We start from the raw sequence: 22457 nt of genomic DNA, 5'->3' as shown, positions 1-22457 counted from the left end.
CCTTCATGCCGACACTTTTCGATCCCATCGCACTGGGCGCGCTCAACGCGTCCAATCGCACCTTCATGGCGCCGCTGACCCGAGCGCGCGCCACCCGCGACCATGTGCCGACGCCGATCATGGCCGACTACTACGCGCAGCGCGCCACGGCCGGGTTGATCATCGGAGAAGCCACTGGCATTTCGCGCCAGGCCGTTGGCTGGCCCTATGCACCAGGACTGTGGTCCTCTGAGCAGGTCAAGGCCTGGATGCCCGTCACGCAGACGGTGCATGACAAAGGCGGGCTCATCTTCGCGCAGCTTTGGCACATGGGCCGCATGGCGCACTCGGCCGTGACGGGCCGTCAGCCTGTATCGGCCAGTGCCACGGCCATGCCGGGAGATGCGCACACCTATGAAGGCAAGATGCCGTTCGAAATCGCAAGACCGCTGGCGACTGAGGAAATCCCAAGCCTGATCTCCGACTATGTCAGCGCCGCAAGCAACGCCATGGCCGCGGGCTTCGACGGCGTTCAGATCCACGCCGCCAATGGCCAGTTGCTCGACCAATTCTTGCGGGACGGAACCAACGCCCGGACCGACGAATACGGCGGCAGCATCGACAACCGGGTGCGGTTGCTGCGCTTGGTCACGCAGGCCGTTGCAGACGAAGTGGGCGCCGATCGCACGGCCGTGCGCCTGTCCCCCAATGGCGAGAGCTACGGCGTGGACGACAGCAACCCGGCGCCGCTGTTCACGGCCGCGGCGGAGATGCTGAACGCTATCGGTATCGCCTTCCTGGAGTTGCGAGAGCCTGGCCCGGACGGGACATTTGGCGCAACCGACGTCCCCCGACTGTCGCCTCAGATTCGCAGGCATTTCAAGGGCGCCCTGGTGCTCAACAGCGACTACGACGTGGCGCGCGCCAAGGCCGACCTCGACAGCGGCTTGGCCGATGCGATCAGCTTCGGGCGTCCCTTCCTGGCCAACCCTGACCTGGTCTGGCGCCTGCGCCACGGCGCACCGTTGACCAAGGACGAGATGGCGACCTACTACAGCCAGGGAGCTGAGGGCTACACCGACTACGAGACGCTGATGTGCAGCAAAGCCTTTGATTGAGCGACTGGCCGCTACCCGCGCCATCCCGCCGTGAGTTGGGACAGCGAAATTTCTTCCATTCCCGCCGGACGCCAGGTTGGCGCCGGCACCCACAACCCTAGAAAAGGAACAAGGATCATGATGCAAGATTGGAACGGCTACCGGACGTCTCTGCTGGAGCGCGTGGGCGACTTCGCCAAGCAAAGTCCCGACGTGATGCGCGGGATGGCGGCCCTGGACAACGCCGCCGCAAAAACTGGCCATCTGGAGCCCAAGATCCACGAACTGATCTCCCTCGCCGTCGCCGTCACCACGCGTTGCGATGGCTGCATCGCCGTGCATACCAAGAAGGCCGCGGAGGCTGGCGCCTCGCTCGAGGAAGTTTCCGAGGCACTGGGCGTGGCCATTGCGATGAACGCCGGAGCGGCGCTCACGTATTCGGCCCGCGTGGTCGAAACGTACCAGCAACTGCCCGGCAAGTAAGCCGCTGCAGGAAGCGCCTTTGGCTTCGTCCCCGGTGGCCGCAAGTATCTTGCCTGTGCCGGCGGGTGGCAGCCCTTCGTCAGCGCATGGTGGCGTGGTTCAAGAACAGTTGCGCTACCCACTCGACGAACACACGCACCTTGGCCGAAAGGTGGCGGTTCTGCGGATACACCACGTGGATCGGCAGTGGTTCGTTGGTCCAGTCGTCCAGGACGGATACGAGCCGCCCGTCTTTGAGCATAGGCGCCATCAGGAAGTCTGCCATCTGGACGATACCCAACCCGGCCAGGCCTGCAGCCGTGTACGCATAGCTGTCGCTCAATGCGATGTGACTGGACAAGGCGACCTGGATCTTCTCGCCGTCCTTCTTAAAGTACCAATCGAACATCTTGCCCGAACGTGCGGAGAAATAGTTGACGCAGCTGTGGTGTACCAGATCGTTGGGATGCATGGGCCGGCCATGGCGTTTGAGGTAGGCCGGCGAGGCACAAGTGGTGTAGTGCATCGTGCCGACGCGGCGCGCGATCAGGCTGGAATCGGTCAGGCGACGGCCTCCGCGAATCGCGCAATCTACCCCTTCCTCGACCAGGTCCACCTGCCGGTCGCTGCAACCCAGTTCGAGCCGGATGTCCGGATACCGCTCGACGAAGTCGGGAAGCGCGGGAATGATCACCTCGCTGGCCAGGCCGGTGGGGGCGTCGATACGCAGCCTTCCCGCGGGGCTGCCCCTTGTTTGAGACACGCAGTCCTCGGCTTCGCGCACCTCCGAGAGAATGCGCATGCAGCGTTCGTAGAAGGCGGCGCCTTCAGCGGTGACGCTGACGTGCCGGGTGGTCCGGTTCAGAAGCTTGACCGACAGCGAACCTTCCAGCGACTGGATCAAGGTTGACACCGTCGCTTTGGGAAGTTTCATGTTCTCGGCCGTGCGGGTGAATCCGCCGGTGTCCACGACCTGGACAAACACTTCCATCGCCAAAAATTTGTTCATCCGTGGTCCTGAGCGAATCGGGTGACAGGAGTCCGCGCAGCAAGGCGCAATCGAGCCATCAAGGTTCAAACGCGCACGCCGCCCCTGATGCGATAGCTTGGCTGGTACATGGTCACGAGCTCTTCCGCCGCAGTGGGATGGACGGCCATGGTCCGGTCAAAATCATCCTTCGTGACCCCTGCCTTCAGGGAGACGCCAAGCAACTGCACCATCTCGCCGGCCTCGTGGCCGAGGATGTGGGCGCCGACCACCTTGCGGCTTGCGGCGTCGACGACGAGCTTCATGAGCATCTTTTCCGTGCGGCCCGAGAGCGTCGCCTTCATCGGGCGGAACTCGGCGCGATAGACCGCGATCTCGGGATACTTCTTGGCGGCCTCTTCTTCCGACAGGCCCACCGTGCCGATCTCCGGCTGCGAAAAAACGGCCGTGGGGATCAGGTCGTGATCGGGCGAGGTCGGATTGTTCTTGTACTCGGTCTCAATGAAGCACATGGCTTCATGGATGGCGACGGGTGTCAGCTGCACCCGGTGGGTGACGTCTCCCAGCGCAAATATGTTGGGCACATTTGTGCGGGAGTAATCGTCCACGACGATCGCGCCAAGCCCATCCACCTTCACACCGGCAGCTTCCAGGCCCAACCCCTGCGTGTTCGGCTCGCGGCCGAGCGCCAGCATGACGGTGTCGACCGAGATCGACTCGCCGCACATCGTTCTGACCAACAAACTGCCGTCAACCTTCTGTTCCACCTTCTCCATGACGTCGGTGAGAACGATGCGGATGCCCTTGTCGACCATGGCTTTGTGCAAGCCCTGGCGCAGGTCGTGATCGAAACGCGACAAGATCTCCTTGCCGCGGTAGATGAGCGTTACAGCCACACCAAGGCCTTGGAACACATTGGCGAACTCGACCGCGATGTAGCCGCCGCCGGCAATCAGTATCGAGCGCGGCAGCTGCGGAAGATCGAAAGCTTCGTTGGACGAGATGCACAGCTCATGGCCAGGGAGCGCTGCATGGGGGTTCGGCGTGCCGCCTGTGGCAATGACAATCCTGTCGGCGGTGACGGTCTGGCCGGTCTGCACCAGGCGCACGGTGTGCGCGTCGACCAACTCGGCGCGGCTGTCGATGATCCGGGCGCCGTTGCTCTCGAGCCCACGCCGGTACAAGCCTTCGAGTCTTAGGATTTCCTTGTCCTTGGCGGCCAGCAAGGTATCCCAGTCGAACGTGGTCTCGCTGACTTTCCATCCGTACCCTGCAGCATCCTCGAAGTGCTCGCGATACTGGGAGGCGTACACGAAAAGCTTCTTGGGAACGCAGCCCCGAATGACGCAGGTGCCGCCGAACCGGTGCTCTTCCGCGATCGCGACACGTTTGCCCAGCGCGGCAGCAACACGCCCGGCCCTCACGCCGCCCGAGCCACCTCCGATCACGAACAGATCGTAGTCATACGCGGCCATGAAAGATTCCTTTTCTGACTGACGCGCGAAGGCGCGCAAAGCGCCCTCTCGTCGAATTTCGTGGCGGTCTGGTGATCGACCCATGGGCTTCGCCGCGTCCTTTCCCCGCCAAGTGGCTTGAGCGTCAAGCGACACAGCGTCGTCGCACCCACGACCTTGAGCGCGAATTCTGACCATGTTCCAGAACTCGATAAAGACACCGGCGACGAATTGAATGTTCAGGCGACTGAACAACGGCGTGCACAACCGGCCGCAAGACATATGAAACCGAGCGTCAGGGTATCCTGGGCCTAAGCTTGCCATCGTGCGGACTCGTAGGAGTCGACCCGCCATCCGGCTTCCTCCCTGCGCACGACTTCTGCAACCCAGTCTGCGAACGCTCGCACGGTCGGGGACAACTGACGATTCTGGGGGTATAGGACCGAAAGCGGCACAGTCGGCGACGCGTAGTCGGCGAGCACCTGCCGAAGGCGGCCGCTCAGAAGGTAGGGCCGCACCATGTAGCTCCCCGCACGGATGAGCCCAAGGCCTTCGAGGCCGCATGTCACGTAGGCATCCGTATCGTTGACGATGAGACGTTCTCGCATCCTGACGCTGCGGTGCTCGCCATTCAACTCGAAATTCCAATCCAAGGTGCGCGCGGTGCGGCTGGACAGGTAGCCAACCGCCTCGTGGTTCGCCAGATCCTCCAGCGATTTTGGCGTGCCGTGACGGGCCAGGTATTCCGGCGAGGCGCAGGTCACCCATTCGAACGAGCCGATGCGCTTTGCTACGAGTGTGGTGGAGTCCTCGGGCGTCCCCGCTCGAATGACGCAATCGATACCCTCCTGCACGAGCTCCACAGTGCGGTCAGACGCCGTCAGCGTGAGTTCGACCTCCGGAAAGCGAGACTGAAAGTCCTTGATGCAAGGCAGGACGACCAAGCGCGCGAGCGAGAGCGTCATGTCGACCCGCAGGCAGCCTCGAGGCTGCCCAGCTCGTCCTGGGAAGCTGGACTCGACGCCTTCTAAGTCCGCAAGCAAACGCCTGCATTGCTCGAAGTACAGCGTGCCTTCCGGTGTCAGGCTGATGTGGCGCGTGGTCCGCTGCAAAAGTCGCACGCCCAAGAACTTCTCCAAGTCCTTCACGGCTCGCGTGACCCGGGATTTGGGCAGGAACAGGCTGTCCGCAGCTCGAGTGAAGCTGTGCATTTCGACCACGCGGGCGAAGATCTGCATCGACTGGAGGCGGTCCACGGGCTTCTCTCCTTGTAGGGCCACTATTGCACGGTACGGAACTAGGTGTGGCTTGCACCGCGAGAAATTCCATTTTTATCGCATTGGCAGGGGGGCGACGACAAGTGATTGTTCCAACGGCGGCAACAAAGTAACCCAGGTTCCGGGCTCGATCTTCATGTGCCACACGCACAGACTGCAAACCGTTCAATTTTGTAGAGCACGTCGCATGAAAACCCTCAAGAAACAGCACCTGGCGGTCGTCACGACTGCCGTTGCGGTGGTCGTTGCTGGCAGCATGTTTTGGAAGCACGGTTCCGAAGCGCATGCTCAAGCCGCCGCCGCACTCCCCACCGTCAAGTACCGGCCAGCCTTGCAGCGCTCGGTGTCCGATGCGCAGGACTACACGGGGCGGCTCGAAGCCGTGGACCTCGTCGACGTTCGCGCCAAGGTACCGGGCTCGCTGCTCGCGGTGCACTTCAAGCCGGGCCAGCATGTTCGCCAGGGTGACGTTCTTTTCGTCATCGACCCAGCACCGTTCGAGACCCAGGTGCGCCAGGCGCAGGCCACCCTGGCAGGTGCCGAAGCACGGCAACGGCTGGCAGACACGGAGCGCGCCCGCGGACAGAGGCTGCTGGAGTCGAATTCGATCGCGCGCAGGGAGTTCGACACGCTCGACAATGCGGCGCGCGAGGCTGCCGCGTCACTGAAGGGAGCGCAGGCCGCTCTCGCGCAGGCTCAACTGCAGCTCAGCTACACCCAGGTTCGCGCGCCTATTGCGGGACGGATCTCCCGGGCGGAAGTCACCGCGGGCAATGTGGTGACGGCAGGCGGGGAAGCGACCCCGCTCACCAGGATCGTCTCTGACAGCAAGCTCTACGCATCCTTCAACGTGGACGAGCAGAGCTACCTCCAGATCATCGCCCCTTCGCTGAGGGCGGGCACGCAGCCTGTAGTGAAGGTCGGTTTGGCCACCGACACCGACTTTCCCTACGCGGCGTCCATCGAAGCGATCGACAACCAGATGGATCCTCGGTCGGGAACCGTGCGGGTTCGTGCGCGCATCGACAAGGTGAATCCCGAGATGCTCCCCGGTCTGCGGGCGCGCATCCGTCTGCAAGGCGGTGCCCCCTACGACGCCGTGTTGGTGGACGAGGCCGTCGTCAGCACCGACCAAGACCGGAAGTATGTTCTCGTCGTCAATGCGCAGAACAAGGTCGAGCGCCGGGTCGTCGACCTCGGCGTGCTGCAAGGAACGCAGCGGGTCGTGCGCAGCGGGCTCGCCCCGGGCGCCAAGGTCATCGTGGACGGCGCTTTCCGCGCGTCGCCCGGTGCGTCGGTGTCCGCAGTCGCTTCAGAGGCCCCCGAGGCTTCCGCCGGCGCCACCAACGGAGGCCGGTCGTGAACATCTCGAAATTCTTCATCGACAGGCCGATCTTCGCTGGCGTCCTGTCTGCGCTGATTCTCCTCGCAGGGCTCGTAGCGTCGTTCAACATGCCGGTCTCGGAATACCCGCAGGTCATCCCGCCGTCGGTCGTGGTGCACGCGCAATACCCGGGCGCTAACGCCAAGACGATCGCGGAAACCGTCGCGGCACCGTTGGAGCAGTCCGTCAACGGCGTTGAGGACATGCTCTACATGGACTCGAAGGCCAGCGGTGACGGTCACCTGTACCTGACCGTGACCTTCAAGCTGGGAACCGATCCGGACAGGGCCCAGCAGCTGGTGCAAACCCGCGTCTCCCAAGCCCAAGCGCGACTGCCCGAGGACGTGCAGCGCCTGGGCGTGACCGCGGTCAAGAACCTGCCGATGATCACCATCGCCGTGCACATGGTGTCGCCAAAGGGGACCTACGACAACAACTACATCAGCAACTACGCCATCCTTCACGTGAAGGATCGTCTGGCCCGGATCACGGGCGTCGGCGACGTGGCGATCTGGGGGCCCGGCGGCTATGCGATGCGTGTCTGGCTGGATCCGGCCGCTTTGGCCGAGCGGGGACTGAGTGCGAACGATGTCGCCAGCGCCATTCGACGCCAGAACATCCAGGCCGCTGTCGGAACGATCGGAAGTTCACCCACCTCCGCGGACACCGCCTTCCAACTCAACGTCAACGCCGATGGCCGACTCAAGTCGCCCGAGGAGTTCAAGGCCATCGTCATCAAGTCCGATGCCCGTGGAGCGATCACGCGCCTGGGCGACGTGGCGCGCGTGGAACTCGGCGCCGAAGACTACGGCATCCGCGCCACGCTGGACAACGCGCCCGCTGTCGCGGTGACCGTGCAGGAAGCTCCCGGTGCGAACTCGCTTCAGATCTCCCGCGACGTGCACAAGGCCATGAAGGAGCTCGAGAAGGATTTCCCCGAAGACGTGGTTTATCGCATCGTCTATGAACCGAGCCGTGCAGTCCAGTCCGGCATCGACGCGGTCATCGAAACGCTGCTGGAGTCGGTGGCGCTGGTGGTGCTGGTCGTGTTTCTCTTCCTGCAGACCTGGCGCGCTTCCATCATTCCGCTTATCGCGGTTCCCATTTCGATCGTCGGCACGTTCACCTTCCTGCTGCTGGCGGGCTACTCCATCAACACGCTGTCGCTGTTCGGCTTGGTGGTGGCCATCGGCATCGTGGTGGACGATGCCATTGTGGTCGTCGAGAACGTGGAGCGGAACATCGCACGCGGGCTCAGTCCCCGTGAGGCGACCTACCAGGCCATGCGCGAGGTCAGTGGGCCCATCATCGCCATCGCATTGACGCTGTCTGCGGTGTTTCTTCCGCTGGCCTTTCTCAGCGGCCTGACAGGCGAGTTCTACAAGCAGTTCGCGGTGACCATCGCCATTTCCACGCTGATCTCGGCGGTGAACTCGCTCACGCTGTCTCCGGCGCTGTCGGCCTTGCTGCTGAAGGGACATGGCGATGCGCCAGACGCGGTGACCCGGATAACGCAGAAGGTGTTCGGCCGCTTCTTCGGGCGCTTCAATCGCACCTTCGATCGCACCTCAGAGGCATATGGAGGAGGCGTCGGCCGTTTGCTGCGGCACAAGGGGGCGTTGCTCGTCGTGTACGCGCTCTTGCTGGGGGGAACCTGGTGGCTTACCGATCATGTCCCGGGTGGGTTCGTTCCTGCACAGGACAAGGAGTACCTCGTGAGCCTGGCGCAACTGCCCGAGGGCTCGACGCTGGACCGCACCGAGGCGACCATGAACAAGATGAATGCCATGGCGCTCAAGCACCCTGCCGTCCTCGGAACATCGAGCTACAGCGGTCTTTCGATAAATGGGGTGACCAAGAGCTCGAGCACGGCTCTGACATTTGTCTTGCTCAAGCCGTTCAAGGAGCGCAAGGGGATCAGCGCCGACCAGGTCGCGGCCGACCTGGGCCGTGAGTTCGGCAGCATCGGACACGCCTTCACCGGGATCTTTCCACCACCGCCGGTCTACGGCCTCGGAACCCTGGGCGGCTTCAAGCTGCAGATCGAGGACCGGGCGGACCTGGGTTACGACGAGCTCTACAAGGCGACACAAGCCTTCATCAAAAAGGCGTCCGAAGCGCCTGAGCTCGGCCCGCTCTTCTCGACTTACAACGTGAACGCGCCTCAGCTCAAGGTGGACATCGACCGCGCGAAGGCACAGCAGTTGGGTGTGGATACGCCAGCGGCCTTCAGTGCGATGCAGTCGTTCCTTGGTTCCTACTACGTGAACGACTTCAACTTCCTGGGCCGCGTGTACCAGGTGCGCATGCAGGCCGACGGCCAGTTCCGCTCCAAGCCGGAAGACATCGGGCAACTGCACGTTCGCAGCGAGTCCGGGCAGATGGTTCCGCTCGCGTCGTTCGCCAAGGTCAGCCAGACGTACGGCCCCGACCAGGTCAGCCGCTACAACGGCTTCACGTCGGCCGACGTGGGCGGCAGCCCGGCGCCGGGCTACTCGTCGGACCAAGCAATGGAGGCCATCCAGCGGATTGCGGCAGCAACCTTGCCACCGGGGATGACGTTCGAATGGACCGACCTGACCTACCAGCAGATCATTGCCGGCAACAGCGCGGTCTGGATTCTTCCACTCTGCGTTCTCTTGGTGTTCTTCGTATTGGCGGCCCAGTACGAGAGCCTGACGCTGCCGCTGGCCATCATCCTCATCATTCCGATGAGCATCTTCTCCGCGCTGCTCGGTGTGTGGCTCACGAAGGGCGACAACAACATCTTCACCCAGATCGGACTCATCGTGCTTGTCGGCCTGGCGTCGAAGAACGCCATCCTGATCGTCGAGTTCGCGCGCGAGCTCGAGATGGCGGGAATGTCCACGTTGAAGGCCGTGATCGAGTCCTGCCGCTTGCGGCTGCGGCCCATCCTGATGACGTCGCTGGCCTTCATCATGGGCGTGATCCCACTCGTTCTTTCGACAGGCGCAGGTGCAGAAATGCGCCAGGCGATGGGCATCTCGGTGTTCTTCGGAATGATCGGCGTCACGCTGTTCGGCCTGTTTCTCACACCGCTCTTCTACGTACTGGCCCGGGCGCTTAGCGGAGGAAGGCCGCTTCGATCTGCCGCGCATCACGAGGCGCCCGTGATCGCCCCGCATCACCTTGGAAATCAACAGCCGGAGGTTCAGGCATGACCCACCCAACCCGAGCGATCCAGCAACTGTCCAGAAGTGCGCTTGCCTTGGCAGCAAGTCTGTTCCTGCTGTCTGCGTGCTCCCTCACGCCCGTCGAGAATCGTCCCGCCATCGACATTCCCGCGACGTTCGCGGAGTACGAGGGGCGCACGCTCGCGCTCCAGCCCACGGAAGACCCAGGCCGGTGGCGGCCGGCCGAACCGGCAGACCAGCAGGCGCCATCTCCATGGTGGGGAGTCTTCGGCGACCCTGTCCTTGTGCAACTCGAAGAGGAGGCGCTCAAGGCGAATCCGGATGTGTCCATCGCGATGGCAAGGCTCAAGCAGGCACGCGCACTGATTTCGCAAAGCGAGTCGGCGCAGCTTCCGGAAGTGGGCGTCGGTTTCGGTCCCACTCGGCAGCGCATCAGCGGCACGGCTGCGGGGCGCGGAGACGGCGCGCCGGGGTCCACGCAAACGCTGTGGCGCGCACAGGCCTCCGTCGCCTACGAGGTCGACATCTTCGGCCGGGTTTCGTCGGGTGTTGCCGCCGCACGTGCCGATGCGGCCCGGCAGCAGGCGCTGGCGCACCAGATGCTGTTGCTCGTCCAGGCCGACGTCGCCAAGACGTACTTTAGCCTGCGACAGTTCGAGGGCGAGCTCCGCCTGCTTCGGGACACCGTGAAGCTGAGACAAGACGCCATGTCGCTGTTGGAGCGAAAGTTCGATGTGGGCGCTGTGGCCCCTTATGTCGTCGACCAGGTGAAGACTGAATTGTTCTCGGCCCGCTCGGAGCAGCTGTCTGTCGAACGGCAGCATGCCCTGGCCTTGCATGCCTTGGCGATCCTGTTGGGCAAGCTGCCTGCGGCGTTCTCCGTCGAGGCAAAGCCTCTCGACAACGTCACGGTCCAGCTCCCGCCAGGCATGCCCTCGACGTTACTTGAGCGCAGGCCGGACATCGCTGCAGCCGAACGCGCCATGACCGCGGAGAACGCGCGCATCGGCGTTGCGAGGGCAGCATTCTTTCCGGCGCTCTCGCTGACGGGCTCCCTGGGCTACGAGTCGGCCGACTTGGCCAATCTGGCCAACTGGTCCCAACGAACGTTTCTGCTCGGTCCTCTGGTGGGAACGGCCTTGAGCATGCCAATCTTCGATGGAGGAAGGCGAAGTGCCGAAGTGGCCCGCGTACGCGGCGTCTACGAGGAGAGAGTCGCCGAATACCGCAAGACGGTGCTCCAGGCCTTCCGCGAGGTTGAAGACTCCCTGGTCTCTATCAGAACCCTTGACGAGCGGATCGTTCACCAGCGGGGAGCGGAAGACGCATCGTCTGGCGTTGCGCAATCAGCCAAAGCGAGATTCGACGAAGGCGACGTCGACTACCTGGTCGTTGTCGATGCCGAGCGCACCCGTTTGCGCAGTCGCCAGTCGCGCATCCAGTTCGAGGGTGAGCGCGCGCGCGCGACCGTTGATCTGGTCAAAGCGCTCGGCGGTGGCTGGGATCTCTCAAAGGCCGAGAGGTCCGACATCAAAGGCTGACCCGACGGTGTCGCAGGAGCGGCCAAGGCTGCCTCCTTCCACGCGGCCGCATGCCGCACTCGAATTCAAGGCATTTGTAGCTGCGCGTTCGAGCGATTGCATCCGCCGCGGACGCAGTCCTAGTTCGGGTGCGGCTGGTCAACGGTCGCCGCCCGATCCCGATCTGTATTTCTAACCAATTTTTGGAGCTTTCCTGTGTCTGTTTCCGATCTCTTCAAACCGCTCACTCTCCTGCACGGCCCGGCGATGAGGAATCGCTTCATGCTGGCGCCGCTGACCAACCAGCAAAGCGAGCTCGACGGCACTGCCTCCGTGTACGACCATTTCTGGATGGAGCAGCTGTCTCAAGGTGGCTACGCGTTGATCCAGACTTGTGCCACGACCGTGGAAGCGGGCGGCATTGCGTTTGCGCGGCAGTTGGGAATCCACAGCGATGAACACCTGCCAGGCCTTACCCGGATGGCCACAACCATTCGGAGCGGCGGTGGCCTCTCGGCGGTTCAGCTGCACCACGCGGGCCACCGTGCCAACCCGCTGCTGGGGGGCATTCCAGCTCCTGCTTCCAGTGACACTTTGCCGGGCATTCAGGCGATCTCGACCGAAGTGGTGGAGCGGATCCGCGACAGCTTTATCGCCGCCGCGAAAAGGGCGCAACTGGCAGGGTTCGACGGCGTCGCGGTGCATGGCGCATTCGGTTGGATCCTTTCGGAGTTCATGTCGCCCTTCCTGAACGATCGCAAGGACAAATACGGCGGGAGCCTCGAGAACCGGGCGCGCCTGACCCTGGAGGTGATCGAAGGCATCCGCCGGGAATGCGGCCCTGATTTTCAGATTGGTTGGCGACTGTCGATCGAGCGGTACGGGTTGCGCCTGGAGGAACTGCGCGAGGTCACCGCATATATCTTTGATCGCGAGTTGATCGACTACCTCGACCTGGCCTTGTGGGACTCTGCGCAGGTCGTCAGAGAAGGGCCATTCCGTGGCAAGACGATGCTTAGCCTCTTCACCGAATTGCCTCGTAAGGGAGTTCGCCTGGGGACAGCCGGCAAGATCATGAGTGCCAAGCGTGCCGGCGAGTTGCTGGACGAGGGCTGCGACTTCGTGCTGATTGCCCGCGCTGGCATTCTTCAGCGGGACTTTCCTCTGCAGGTCAAGGCCAACCCGACGTACGACAGTCCAAGGCTTCCAGTGCCTGCCGAGTACTTGCGCGAGCGTGGGTTGAGCGAACGCTTCATCGACCATATGCGGGGATGGCAGACCTTCGTCTTGCACGGTTCGCGATAGGGGGCGGACGAATACCCGGTCCCCGACTCGCTCCCAGCACAAGGAGGCGGGTTGTCCGCGCGATCGCCGTACTATTACGACCATCGAAGAACGCAGGCCGGAGCAACGCCGAAACTCGGGGCCGAGGAAACAACTGACGATAACCAAAGGCACGTCAATACCCCCTTATCGGCGGCTGAGAACGCACCGCAAACGGTAGGAACATGCTGCGCCAGGTCGGCAGCTCGTCCCTGCAACCGGCAGGTACGCAGCGGATGCGGTCGTTCTCACCAGCTGATCCGAACGACCGGTCCACTGCCCTTGTCTGTCGGTGCTCCACGAAGGCCTCCCGAAGAATCACGCCTTACGCTTTTGCTCCGTAGACAAACGCGGGACTAGGTCAAGAACTCGAGCGAGCACCCTCGCCTCCCCGCCAAGTCGTCGCTGCTCGGCATCCGCACACGCCTGAAGCAAAGCCTGCAGTTCCACTCGGTCGATGCGAGCTCCCGTTTCCGGGTGCTGCCAGCGCCTCGCCGGATCTGCCACCGTGACGATCAAGCAACCCGTGCGTGCCTCGCGGTGGGCCATGTACTTCTTTACTAACTGCTCCGGGATCGTTTCACACAGCTCTCTGGCGGAACGACCCTTCTCCCCAACCTTCAATTCGATGGTGGCCTGGTAGCCTGATACCGCCCGCAGGCGGATGTCGGTCTCCTTGCCATCAGCGGTCACAGCCTCCTGATCAACGGTGTAGGCTTCCCGCGATGCAACTTCCAATTCGCGTGCAATCAAGGGCCGCAGCGTGTTCTCGTCGTCGATCGACGCCCAGCCGGCACGTGGTCCTGTGTCTTTGAGCAACAGTTCTTGAAGGTCGTCCAGCCGATCGACCAACAACTGGGCCATGTCCGTCGCAGTCTTGGGCGAAAGCTCCTTGCGGGACAGGAGAGTGGCCACCTCCGTTGGTGTCCAAGCGCTGGAGTCGATCTCAGCAGCAAGGCGCTCATGAGCCAATGCTGCAATGCGATCTCGCAAGCGCGCGAAGAGCGGGTCGGCAGCCAGAGCCACCTTTGCGCTGAAAGCCTCGGGTCCGCTCGCCTTTATCAATGCCTCGAAGATGAACCGACGCCCGTCCTCGGCAAAGTCGCGCGCCCCGGGCGAATAGACGGAGTCGTGAACGAGATCGTCTTCCGATCTCACGTGCCGATGAAACTCAATCGTCAGACGAAGCAAGGCGGCAGGCGCCAGCTTGGTGGCCCAATCAGTTGTGCCAAAGCCAGTCCGGTCATTGAATAGTGAACCGATGATGCGAACGGCTTCCCCCTTCGGCTCTACGGGGAGTGTCGCCAAGACCGCAAGCATGCTCTCCGCACCGCGCATCGGCGCGAGCGAGAAAAGGACAGGCAGCCAAAACAGCAAGTACAGGCCGGTTCCGGCGGCCTGCACCTGTTCGGCGGCCAGTTCCTCCATGGGCCCTTTGATTTCGGGGCCGGCGTGCGCCAACAGCACGCGTACAACCTGGGACAGCTTCTGTTCATTCGACGGCGAATGCGGAAACTGCATGAGGGCCGAGCCCGAGCATGCGAGCCAGCCAACGAGACGAGGCAGAAGTACCTGGGCTTCGTCCCGCGTGCCGGTCCCCAAGGACTGCAGCACCGTTGAGTGCCAAACCGTCTCGCCACCCGGGTCGAGCAATTCATCGAGGAACTCGGTGCCGATGACTGTCTCTACCTCCGCGGGGTGCGCCCCCGCAAGGCTGCCAATCCAACTCGGCAGGCCGTTCGGCTCCAGCAAGGCATAACGAGTTGCGAGTTCAGCTTCTCCACAACTCAGCTTTGTCGCCCAGATAGGATCCTCCGCTTCTGCGTAGATACCCATGAGGCCGATCGACCACACCACGAGATAGGTGTTCTCCTCTCCGAGTCGACGCTCACATCGAACCGTCGGGCGCATGCTGCGCCAATAGGCCATCAAGGCAAGCCTCAGTCTGTCCGTTACGTCGCGGCCGAAGTGGGAGACCAGGAAGGCGCGATCCCATCTACCCTCGTTTCCGTTGCGGTCCAACTTGCGCAAGACCAGCCACAGATTCCAGATCGTGGTGTTCATTCGACCGGGTCCCAGCGCCAACGCCGGCTGGTCAGCAAGTTCGCCCCGGATCTGAATCCAAGCCTCCCTTTCGTCAGCACGTTTCCTGGCCTGCCGCTCCTGGCGCTTGCGCTGCTCCTCCTGCATCTTCAGGAACTCGGCGTTGGGCTTGCTCGCTTCGATGCTCGAACCGAGCTCGTCCACCAGCGAGGCTGAGTCACCCACCGCCTGACGAAGGGCCTCCGCGCGGTCTTCGAAACCCCGTTCGTTCGCATTGAGGTGCACGGCCAAGTGAAGCAGCACCGACCGACGATCGGCAGGAGTCTTTTTGTCAGCCAGCGCCGCCTGTACCCAATGGCCGTCGCGATCCAATGCGTAATTCAGTGCTCCCTCGTACACGATCCGACCCAATCGGTATCTGGCACTGCGGTCGCTACCAAGGGCTTCGACGCAAGCCAGATCAGCCAAGAGGACACGCGGTCGCCACTCGACAGGCAGCCCGTCAAGAAGCGCTCGCAGCTCCGTTTTGCCTTTCCTGAGGCCATATGCAGCGTCAGTAGACCTCAAGGCCAGCACCGACGCCCCGATCAGGGTCTCGCTCACACTGCCGATTTCAAGCAACCGGAGACACAGCGCGCGCAAGATGCTCGTCATCTCCAGTCGCCCGTCGGCGTCGCGTAACTCCTCGTCCACAACGGCCAGACCGCCACGCGCTATTGCCAGTACATCGGGCAGAAGGGCCTCAAGGCGGCTTCGGCTTATGTCGGCCTTCTGAATCACCCGGGCGACGCTGTCTGCGTATTCGCCGCTTCGCTTGGAATCACTACGAACCCTGGCGAGGAGTTGAACCAACTGCGCTTCAGTGACGTGCTCCGGGTACAGCATGGTCCCGACCCAGCGGGCAAGGCGCTCCGTCCAGCCCGAAGAAAGAGTCACGATGCCATCAATCATCGGTCCGAGGCGCGCATCGCCCAATGCCGCGAGGGCCATGAGCGCTTCGAATCTCTCGCGATCGCTGCAGGTTAGGTCGGCCGCTACGCCTGCGACAAAGTCAGCACATCCCAGCATCCGACCGGCGCTCACCAGCCTGAGAAGCAGCTCTCGGACTTCGGGAGACTCGACGCCCTTGCCCCATGCGGCGAGCACAGTGCTGGTCAACCCCAGCTGCGCAAGTCGTGCAACCTGCAGATTCGGCACTTCGAGGCCACGCCACTGGCCCCGGCCGTATCGTTCGACAAACCCAAGCAACGCACGCTCGCGCTGGAGATCCGTCAGCGATTCAGGGTCGGCCTGAGTCAACAGCGCATCAGGCTCAAGCTTGACGATCCTCTCGAACATGTCCGATCGAAGCAATGCGAGCCAGCCGGCGATGGGTCTCATCGAGGGCTTGAGAATTGTCTGGTTCGTCGGCGTAAGCCCGAACAAGAGACGAGCGGCCGCTGACTGGGCGAGGAGCCCGGCCTGAATCAAGTCATGGATCTGGCATGCGGCCAAGAACTCCATAACCGACCGATGGTGGAAGCGGACGCGACCGTATCCGCCCTCCACAAAGATGGGGCGCTCCAGGAGAGCAGTCACTTCGTTGGCGCTCCAATCAGGAAGCAGCGAACGCGGGTCAATCGGCGCGCCACCCGTCGCGTCACCATCCGACCCCGCGCTGTAACGCACAGTCAGACGCCGGCTCAGAATCACCGCGAGCGCGAGCCGCTGCGCGCCCGTTCGTGCCATTTCAGGCGAGAGGTCTGCCCTCTCGCGCCGATCCGGGCGCGCGGTGAGCCTGGCACGCACATGGGTCTGAATCTGATCGAGGTGCGCGCGGATTCGCCCGTGTTCGCGCCAGTCATCGCACAGCTCGATCATGTCTTGCGGCTTGCACGCAAACTCTCGAGCATGCTTGGCGTCAATTGCCTGAAGCAGGACATCAGGGTTCGCGACGCCACGAGCACGAGCGAACTCGATGATTTGTGGCCCCGTGAGCGGCAGCAGCTCAACCTCGCGGTGAGAAGGCGGCGCGTCGTCTTTGCTCTTGCTAGGTCCATCCATCGCAATGCGGATGAACTCATCTTCTGAGTCGACTACCCCTACTGCGGCCTGTACAGGCAAGATCTCCTTGAACGCTCGGCGATCAATGGGTACTGGTCGAGCGGTGACCACCACGGTCGCCCGTCCCAACGCCCCACGGATGTCGTACGCAAATCGGCGTAGAGCATCCTTGAACGACCGATGAACGAGTTGGAGCTCATCGATCGAGTCGAGGAAGAAGTAGGCAACCTGTGACGAGGATGCCAACCAGTCGGTAAATCGCGTCAGGTCGTCGCCGAAGAGGGTAGCGACAACGCCTGTCGATGCAACGCTCTCGAGCGACAGGAAGAACGCAGGCTCGCCGTGAGCGAAGAGTTCTCTCGCCTTTGACTCGCACTCATAGGTCTTGCCGGCACCGGCCTCTGACACCATGAGAATGCGTTGAGACTTCAGCAGATCGTCCCAGCTGACGCCGGATTCGTCGAAGCGCTCACCCCAGGAAAGCTCGAACGCATCGTCTTTGTCGGAGGGCGTTCTCAAGTCTTTGAACGTGCGATTCATCTTGATTGACGGCTAGTCGTGCTCGGTGACTCTGCGAATGTCGCGCGTCCAGCTCTTCCAGGCGCAGTAGCGCGCCCACAAAGCAGCTGGCGACGGGAACTCGTCGAGGGTCAGGTTGCGCTCGAGCACGCCATCGGACAGTGTCGCGTCGCGGAATACGAAGCCGTCACCGTTGCTGGCGAAGCTAAACGGCACGTCGAGCAGTTGGGCGTAATTGATGGCTTGAGCCATCCCGGCGCCCATGGCGTGGTTGTTGTCCTTAGCTTGGACGACGGCCAATGGGATTTCGGTCTTGAAAAAGAGCGCGTAGTCCGCGCGAAGAACCGTCGAATCGTCCCGCCAAGCCTTGCGCCCGCGGACGACGACCTGGCCCGCCCGCAGGGCGTACTCGCGGTAGATCTGCGATGAGCCCTCCCATCCGGCCGCTTCAATGGCCGGGCGAATGAACTTGTCGCAGATGTCGATTTCAGACTGAGCCTTATTATTCACGGCCCCTCCACCGGGTCATAGGCATTCTGCCTGAACGGAACGAGAAAGCGGCTGTGTCAGCTTTCCGCTCCCATGCGTTCGAGCTCGCTTACACCTAAAAGGCCCCCTGCACTTTCCGAAGCGCGGGCGCTGGAACCTTGCTAGTGAGGACACAGCCTCACATCTCCTCAAGCAGGTCCAGCAAGCTAGCCAGCACGGCACAGAAAGGACGGCGAGTAGCACAGAAGCAGTCGCTCGACTCGCGGTTGACCAACGTCCGCAACCAGTCTGAAGCGTGCGTACGCGAAGGACAGCTGTGCTGCGATTGCGGTCTATTGCGTCTTCGTGCCCAGTGCCAGCTACGCGGCGCACAGCAGACATTCCCGGCAAGAATGATCCATCGCGACGACAACCGCGCAGTAGACCAACTACCAGCGGATTGATGGCTTCGACCTCGATCACTCGAAGCGCATTACCCGGTTGATAGCGCCGCCTGATTCGAACAGTCAATTCCGGAGCCGGTCCTTCGCCGCACGGATGTCTTCACCCTCAGCGCTCTTCTCCCAGCTCTTCGCCAGATTGAACAGCATTGCCGAAGTCCGCGGATAGCCGGCAGCGATCTCTGCCCACTTCTTCGCTTGCTCTGCGAACGTCCTTTCCTGCCCGCCTCCTTCGCCAATCGCCTTGCTGAAAGCGCCACGCATGTTGTGCCGTTCCACAAGGATGCCGCTCTCAACATCGTCGCTGACTAGCCGCTCAATGGCCGTTCGCACCGCGCGGTGCGGCCACCCCTTGTCCGATGCGTCGTTCGGCGCATGGGCAAGAACGTGGCCGATGTACTGCTCCGTGATCCGCACTCGATCTGCTTCAGCGGCGAGTTTCTGGACAGCAAGACACCACTCTACAACGGCTTTCTCGTCGACTTCGCTGCCTGACTGGCCCGGCACAATAGAAATGCCGCTCAGCAGTCGGTACGCTGCCGTCGCGTGAAGACGCTTGGCGTCGTCCATTTGCGGCGCCTCACCCGTCGCGGGCTTGAACACCACCTTGATGAAATCCAAGAACAATTCCGGACGTTGAACAATGAGCTGGTGCAGTTTCAGCGGCTCCTTCCGGCGATCGAACATCGGCAGGTACGCATACTCCCGCTTGGCAATCTCCTCGTCAGAGGCATCTAAGCGTCCTTCCAGGGCCTTGAACACTGCCTCTACGTAGTAGGTGGTCATTGTGCCGTTCGCGGAAAGTGCTGCGTTGATCTGGGCAACGGCCTCGTCAAGCATGCGGAACAATGTGGGCGAGTCCACTTCGGCCAATCGACCGTGCCCTGCCGCCATCGCTCCGATTGCCCTGCCCTCGGCTATGTAGCGCTTCAACGCAACTGCGAGCTCCTCTGTGCTGCCCTTGATCGCAAACGGGTGTTTCGTCTCCCAGTAGAACTTACTGACCTCCTCGCCGAAATCGTCTACGAGAGCCCACGATGCCGCGCCATCTGGAAGTTGTAAAAACATGCCCGCCAACGTCTCCGCAGACCATCCGTTGGCACCGGCCAGTTCAGCCAGGGCTTCACTCCAAGCCTTTTTGTTTTTGGCAAACATCCACGCCGAAACCGACGACGCCAACCCGATGAGATCGGGCGTGCCGACACGAACGGCGGCGAGCACGAACGTCCTGCTGTCCGCTTCACCCAGATTGGCACTTTCCAATGCTGGGACGATGAGATGAGGAACCTTCACGCGTCGGGCCAGTTCAACGATGGCGTCAACGCCACCGGATCCAAGGATCGCTTTGATAGCCTGTGCGCGCGCCCTGTCAACACTCTCAGTGTCGTCATCTGCCACGCCGGGGAGGTGTGGCATCCAGTCGTCGAAGAGATTCGAATGGAGCAGCAGAGGGTCTTTCGGCTCAAACCGCTGTACGACTGCGTCTACCTTGGCGATCGCTTCGCCTTTGAGCGCCCAATCCATGCTCTGGTAAGTGCGGTTGCGATTCGCCTCATGTCGAAGCGCCTTCCACACTTCGTATTGCGCAGCAGCAGGTGCCGCCGCTAGGAAATCGGCAGTTGCGTTCAAAATCGAATTAAACGAGCCCTCCTGCACCTGGCCCATTTTGTCAATCAGCGTAATCATGCGAGCGGGTTCGCCCATCACCTGATCGAGCGCTAACCGCACGACTTGATCCTGACTGCCCCAGACGATGCCGTAAGTCAGTTCCTCCACATTCGACCCGCCGGCCTCACGAAAGAGCGGCCGCTGGTTCGGAACGGAGTGGTCATGGTGCCTCGGAAGCAACTTGACCAGCAACTCCCACGCAAGCTCAGGAAACTCTCCGATGATCGTGGTCAGCACACCGTCACGCTGTTTCGATGGAGCGTTGGTGTTCGGCGCCCAACACAGGAAGATCGACCGCAGCGTGTTGACCGGCCGGTTCTCCATTTTCAAACCCGGGTCGAAGGCGGAAAGACGGGCGAGCACCTTGCAGACGCGAAGCAGGTACGCCGGATCCCAAGCCAGCACTTCGAGCGCAAACAGCACGAATACATGCGGGCTGGTCGGCGCGAAGACGTCGTCCGATTCAGCAAACAGCGGGTCGACTTCATTGGGGCCGCCCTCGAGCAGGTGCTCAAGGGCGCTCAAAAAAGCATCAGGTGAGCCCTCTGCGAGAAAGGTTAAGTTGTCCCGCAAGCTCGCGACCACGCGCCAGTCCGTGCCGAGCCCGGGCAAGCTGCTGACGATGCCATCCACGAAGCGCTTAGGCGTGGAATGCGGGATCACCAGGCCGACCTCCTCGCCCAGCGCCGCGATCAGCAGAAGGGTCGTGGCCAGGCCTTCACGCAACCACGAGCTGTGGATCTCTTCCGGCTTCTTGTCCAGCCGAAACAGGTCCGAGGCCTTGGGCGGCTCGACGACGCGTCCGAACACCTCCCTGGCGGCAGCAGCAAAAGCATTCAGATCGGCTTGGCCAAGGCGCTTCCCAAGGTAAGTGAAGGCGTCGACGGGTGCGCGCATGCGCCACACGGTGTCTACCCGGTCGATCGGCGGGTCCACGGACACCCTCAGGTCGCGGAATGGCTCTTCCACCGCGTCGTAGTCCTTCTGACGCCCGAGCGCCTGGAGCACAGCCTTGTCCGGCTCACTGGCTGCGTCCCAGCCGCCGGCGAGCAACGCCGGGACTAGGTCGCGGGCCTTAAGAAGCCAGGCCGGGTTCTCGGCCGCGCTGCTCGGAATCTGGCGCGCCAGGACCGCGAGACTTCGGCCGCACCTCCTGGCGCGGTCCATCGCATCTTCCTGCGCAGGGAACATCGAGACCAGCGCCTGCCCGAGCGCATGCGTCGAGGGGCGTTCCAGCACATCGAAGCTCTTGCGATCTTCGTCTGCGCCAGCGCTGATCACAGTCGGCCCCGTCGTCGCCAACTGGCCAGCCCGATTACGCGCCGCACCCCGCGGCAGAAACATGAGATCCTTCATGCTGACCAACTGATCGATGGCTTCTGAAGTATCGACCACGAGGGTTCGCGACTCCAGGTACAGCCGCTTCTGTGCCTCGGCGTTGCGGATCGCGGCCACCGCGAACGCGATGACCTCGTCCGGCGAGTCAGCGGTCAGGCGCAGCTTCGCTTCCCCCGCAATCAGCGCATTCACCAACTTCTCCGCCTGAGCCTGGCGCGCGCACAGGAGGACCTGTTCCGTCAGGGCGGGCATGTAGCGGTTGGAGAACTCGCCCCAGTACTCGTCGATGCTGCGGGCGCCGTGCCTGGGCATCAGCGACAGGACTTCGCGAGCCCACCAGGCGCCGACGCCCGGGTGGTCTGCAAGCCAGTGCTCCAACTGAACTCCATCGATGAGTTCAACAGCGGCCCACTCGTTGAGGTCGTGCTTCTTCTTGAGCCACGTCGGCAGCTTCAGCTTCGGCTTGTCCCAGCTATGCGCAGTCACGAGCACCAGCGTCGTGTCCTTGCGCTCTTCGGCCGACACCTCGTTGGTGCGCTTCTTGTAGTCGCCGTCGGCTTTGCCCGAGACGTCCGCATCGAGCCCGAACTCCCAGATGGATCGGCCCTTCGGCACGAATGGTTTGGCGCCAGCGTCTGTCTGGAGGACGCCGTCGAATCCACGGATGTAGCCTTTCTCGCCATTCGGGAAACGGAAGGCCCCGATGTCATCGACCGACGCGCGGATCAGGTCCGCGATCAGTTCAGGGAACAGGGCCTTGGAGGTCGTGCGTGCTGCCCACGTGCCCAAGTCGAACGCGGTGATCCACTTCATGCATCTTGTCCTTTGAGAGCTTCCATTTTGCCCGGCCGACCCAGCAGCGCCCGCCTACCCCCTCTGAAGGTGAACTCGGCCACCGAAAGCATTCAGCTCTGTCGAGGGGACTGGCGAAGGGAGCCGGAAACATGTCCCCAGTGATCGCTTGCACGGAAAGCTGTCACTGACGCCCTTCGGGGAGAGCGACCGCATTCAGTCTCAAGCTGACTGTGGAGCTACATCCGGTAGGTGTACGGAAAGACTTGGCTGGCAGCCAATATGTTCGGGTCAACAACGGTCAGGCTTCCGTGTGAACCAACGGCCCTAGGTTCACTTGAGTGCTCTGGGTAAACGGGTGCGTGAATAATTGGCTGGCATGCTGCAGTAACTTTCACACGTCTCTTGGCCTGCAGGCGCGGTTACTGGCACTGTTACTGCACAATGCCTCGGAAGCACCCGGACAGATGCGGAAGCAAGCGCAAT

11 protein-coding genes and 1 pseudogene are annotated in these 22457 nt (G+C 62.4%); 6 read left to right on the top strand and 6 right to left on the bottom strand.

Annotated elements, in window-relative coordinates; translation table 11 throughout:
- Positions 1 to 5: 5 nt before the first annotated feature.
- Positions 6 to 1097, top strand: coding sequence for an alkene reductase (locus ACEN9N_RS27855; protein ID WP_027730218.1), 1092 nt, complete (start codon positions 6 to 8; stop codon positions 1095 to 1097).
- 117 nt (positions 1098 to 1214) lie between these two features.
- Positions 1215 to 1559 (top strand): carboxymuconolactone decarboxylase family protein, encoded by a 345-nt coding sequence (locus ACEN9N_RS27850; protein ID WP_021004317.1) that lies wholly within the window; start codon positions 1215 to 1217, stop codon positions 1557 to 1559.
- A gap of 79 nt (positions 1560 to 1638) precedes the next feature.
- Here ACEN9N_RS27850 and ACEN9N_RS27845 read toward each other — a convergent pair whose 3' ends face one another.
- From ACEN9N_RS27845 to ACEN9N_RS27835, 3 genes are all read right to left on the bottom strand, one after another.
- Positions 1639 to 2547, bottom strand: a complete 909-nt coding sequence (locus ACEN9N_RS27845) for a LysR family transcriptional regulator (RefSeq protein ID WP_027730219.1) — start codon at positions 2545 to 2547, stop codon at positions 1639 to 1641.
- A 65-nt stretch (positions 2548 to 2612) separates the two neighbouring features.
- Complete coding sequence (gene gor, locus ACEN9N_RS27840) at positions 2613 to 4001, bottom strand: glutathione-disulfide reductase (protein ID WP_027730220.1); 1389 nt, start codon at positions 3999 to 4001, stop codon at positions 2613 to 2615.
- Between the two features lie 290 nt (positions 4002 to 4291).
- The gene (locus ACEN9N_RS27835) at positions 4292 to 5236 is read right to left on the bottom strand and encodes a LysR family transcriptional regulator (protein ID WP_018907321.1); all 945 of its coding nucleotides are present in this window, start codon (positions 5234 to 5236) and stop codon (positions 4292 to 4294) included.
- 208 nt (positions 5237 to 5444) lie between these two features.
- On the opposite strand from ACEN9N_RS27835, the gene ACEN9N_RS27830 reads away from it, so the two are divergent.
- The 4 genes from ACEN9N_RS27830 to ACEN9N_RS27815 all read left to right on the top strand — a co-directional run bounded on the left by ACEN9N_RS27830 (position 5445) and on the right by ACEN9N_RS27815 (position 12621).
- The gene (locus ACEN9N_RS27830; protein ID WP_018907322.1) at positions 5445 to 6620 is read left to right on the top strand and encodes an efflux RND transporter periplasmic adaptor subunit; all 1176 of its coding nucleotides are present in this window, start codon (positions 5445 to 5447) and stop codon (positions 6618 to 6620) included.
- Positions 6617 to 9823 carry an efflux RND transporter permease subunit gene (locus ACEN9N_RS27825; RefSeq protein ID WP_027730221.1) on the top strand — a complete coding sequence of 1069 codons (3207 nt, stop codon included), beginning with the start codon at positions 6617 to 6619 and terminating at the stop codon, positions 9821 to 9823. Before ACEN9N_RS27830 ends, ACEN9N_RS27825 begins: the two co-directional genes overlap by 4 nt.
- Positions 9820 to 11337, top strand: a complete 1518-nt coding sequence (locus ACEN9N_RS27820) for an efflux transporter outer membrane subunit (protein WP_018907324.1) — start codon at positions 9820 to 9822, stop codon at positions 11335 to 11337. The genes ACEN9N_RS27825 and ACEN9N_RS27820 overlap by 4 nt, the downstream gene beginning before the upstream one ends.
- Positions 11338 to 11532: 195 nt before the next feature.
- Complete coding sequence (locus ACEN9N_RS27815; protein WP_026284327.1) at positions 11533 to 12621, top strand: NADH:flavin oxidoreductase; 1089 nt, start codon at positions 11533 to 11535, stop codon at positions 12619 to 12621.
- A 336-nt stretch (positions 12622 to 12957) separates the two neighbouring features.
- On the opposite strand, the gene hyoA is transcribed toward ACEN9N_RS27815, so the two are convergent.
- The 3 genes and pseudogenes from hyoA to ACEN9N_RS27800 form a co-directional block, all read right to left on the bottom strand.
- Positions 12958 to 17265, bottom strand: a complete 4308-nt coding sequence (hyoA, locus tag ACEN9N_RS27810; protein ID WP_049809676.1) for an NACHT domain-containing antiphage protein HyoA — start codon at positions 17263 to 17265, stop codon at positions 12958 to 12960.
- A gap of 15 nt (positions 17266 to 17280) precedes the next feature.
- Positions 17281 to 17754: pseudogene (locus ACEN9N_RS27805) on the bottom strand (type I restriction endonuclease subunit R); the annotation flags it as partial.
- Positions 17755 to 18239: 485 nt separating this feature from the next.
- Positions 18240 to 21992 (bottom strand): hypothetical protein, encoded by a 3753-nt coding sequence (locus ACEN9N_RS27800; RefSeq protein ID WP_027730223.1) that lies wholly within the window; start codon positions 21990 to 21992, stop codon positions 18240 to 18242.
- Positions 21993 to 22457 lie beyond the last annotated feature (465 nt).

The sequence above is a fragment of the Variovorax sp. Varisp46 genome, from assembly GCF_059491885.1.
Note: the sequence above shows the minus strand (reverse complement) of the source record. Positions and strands in the feature narration are given on the sequence as shown.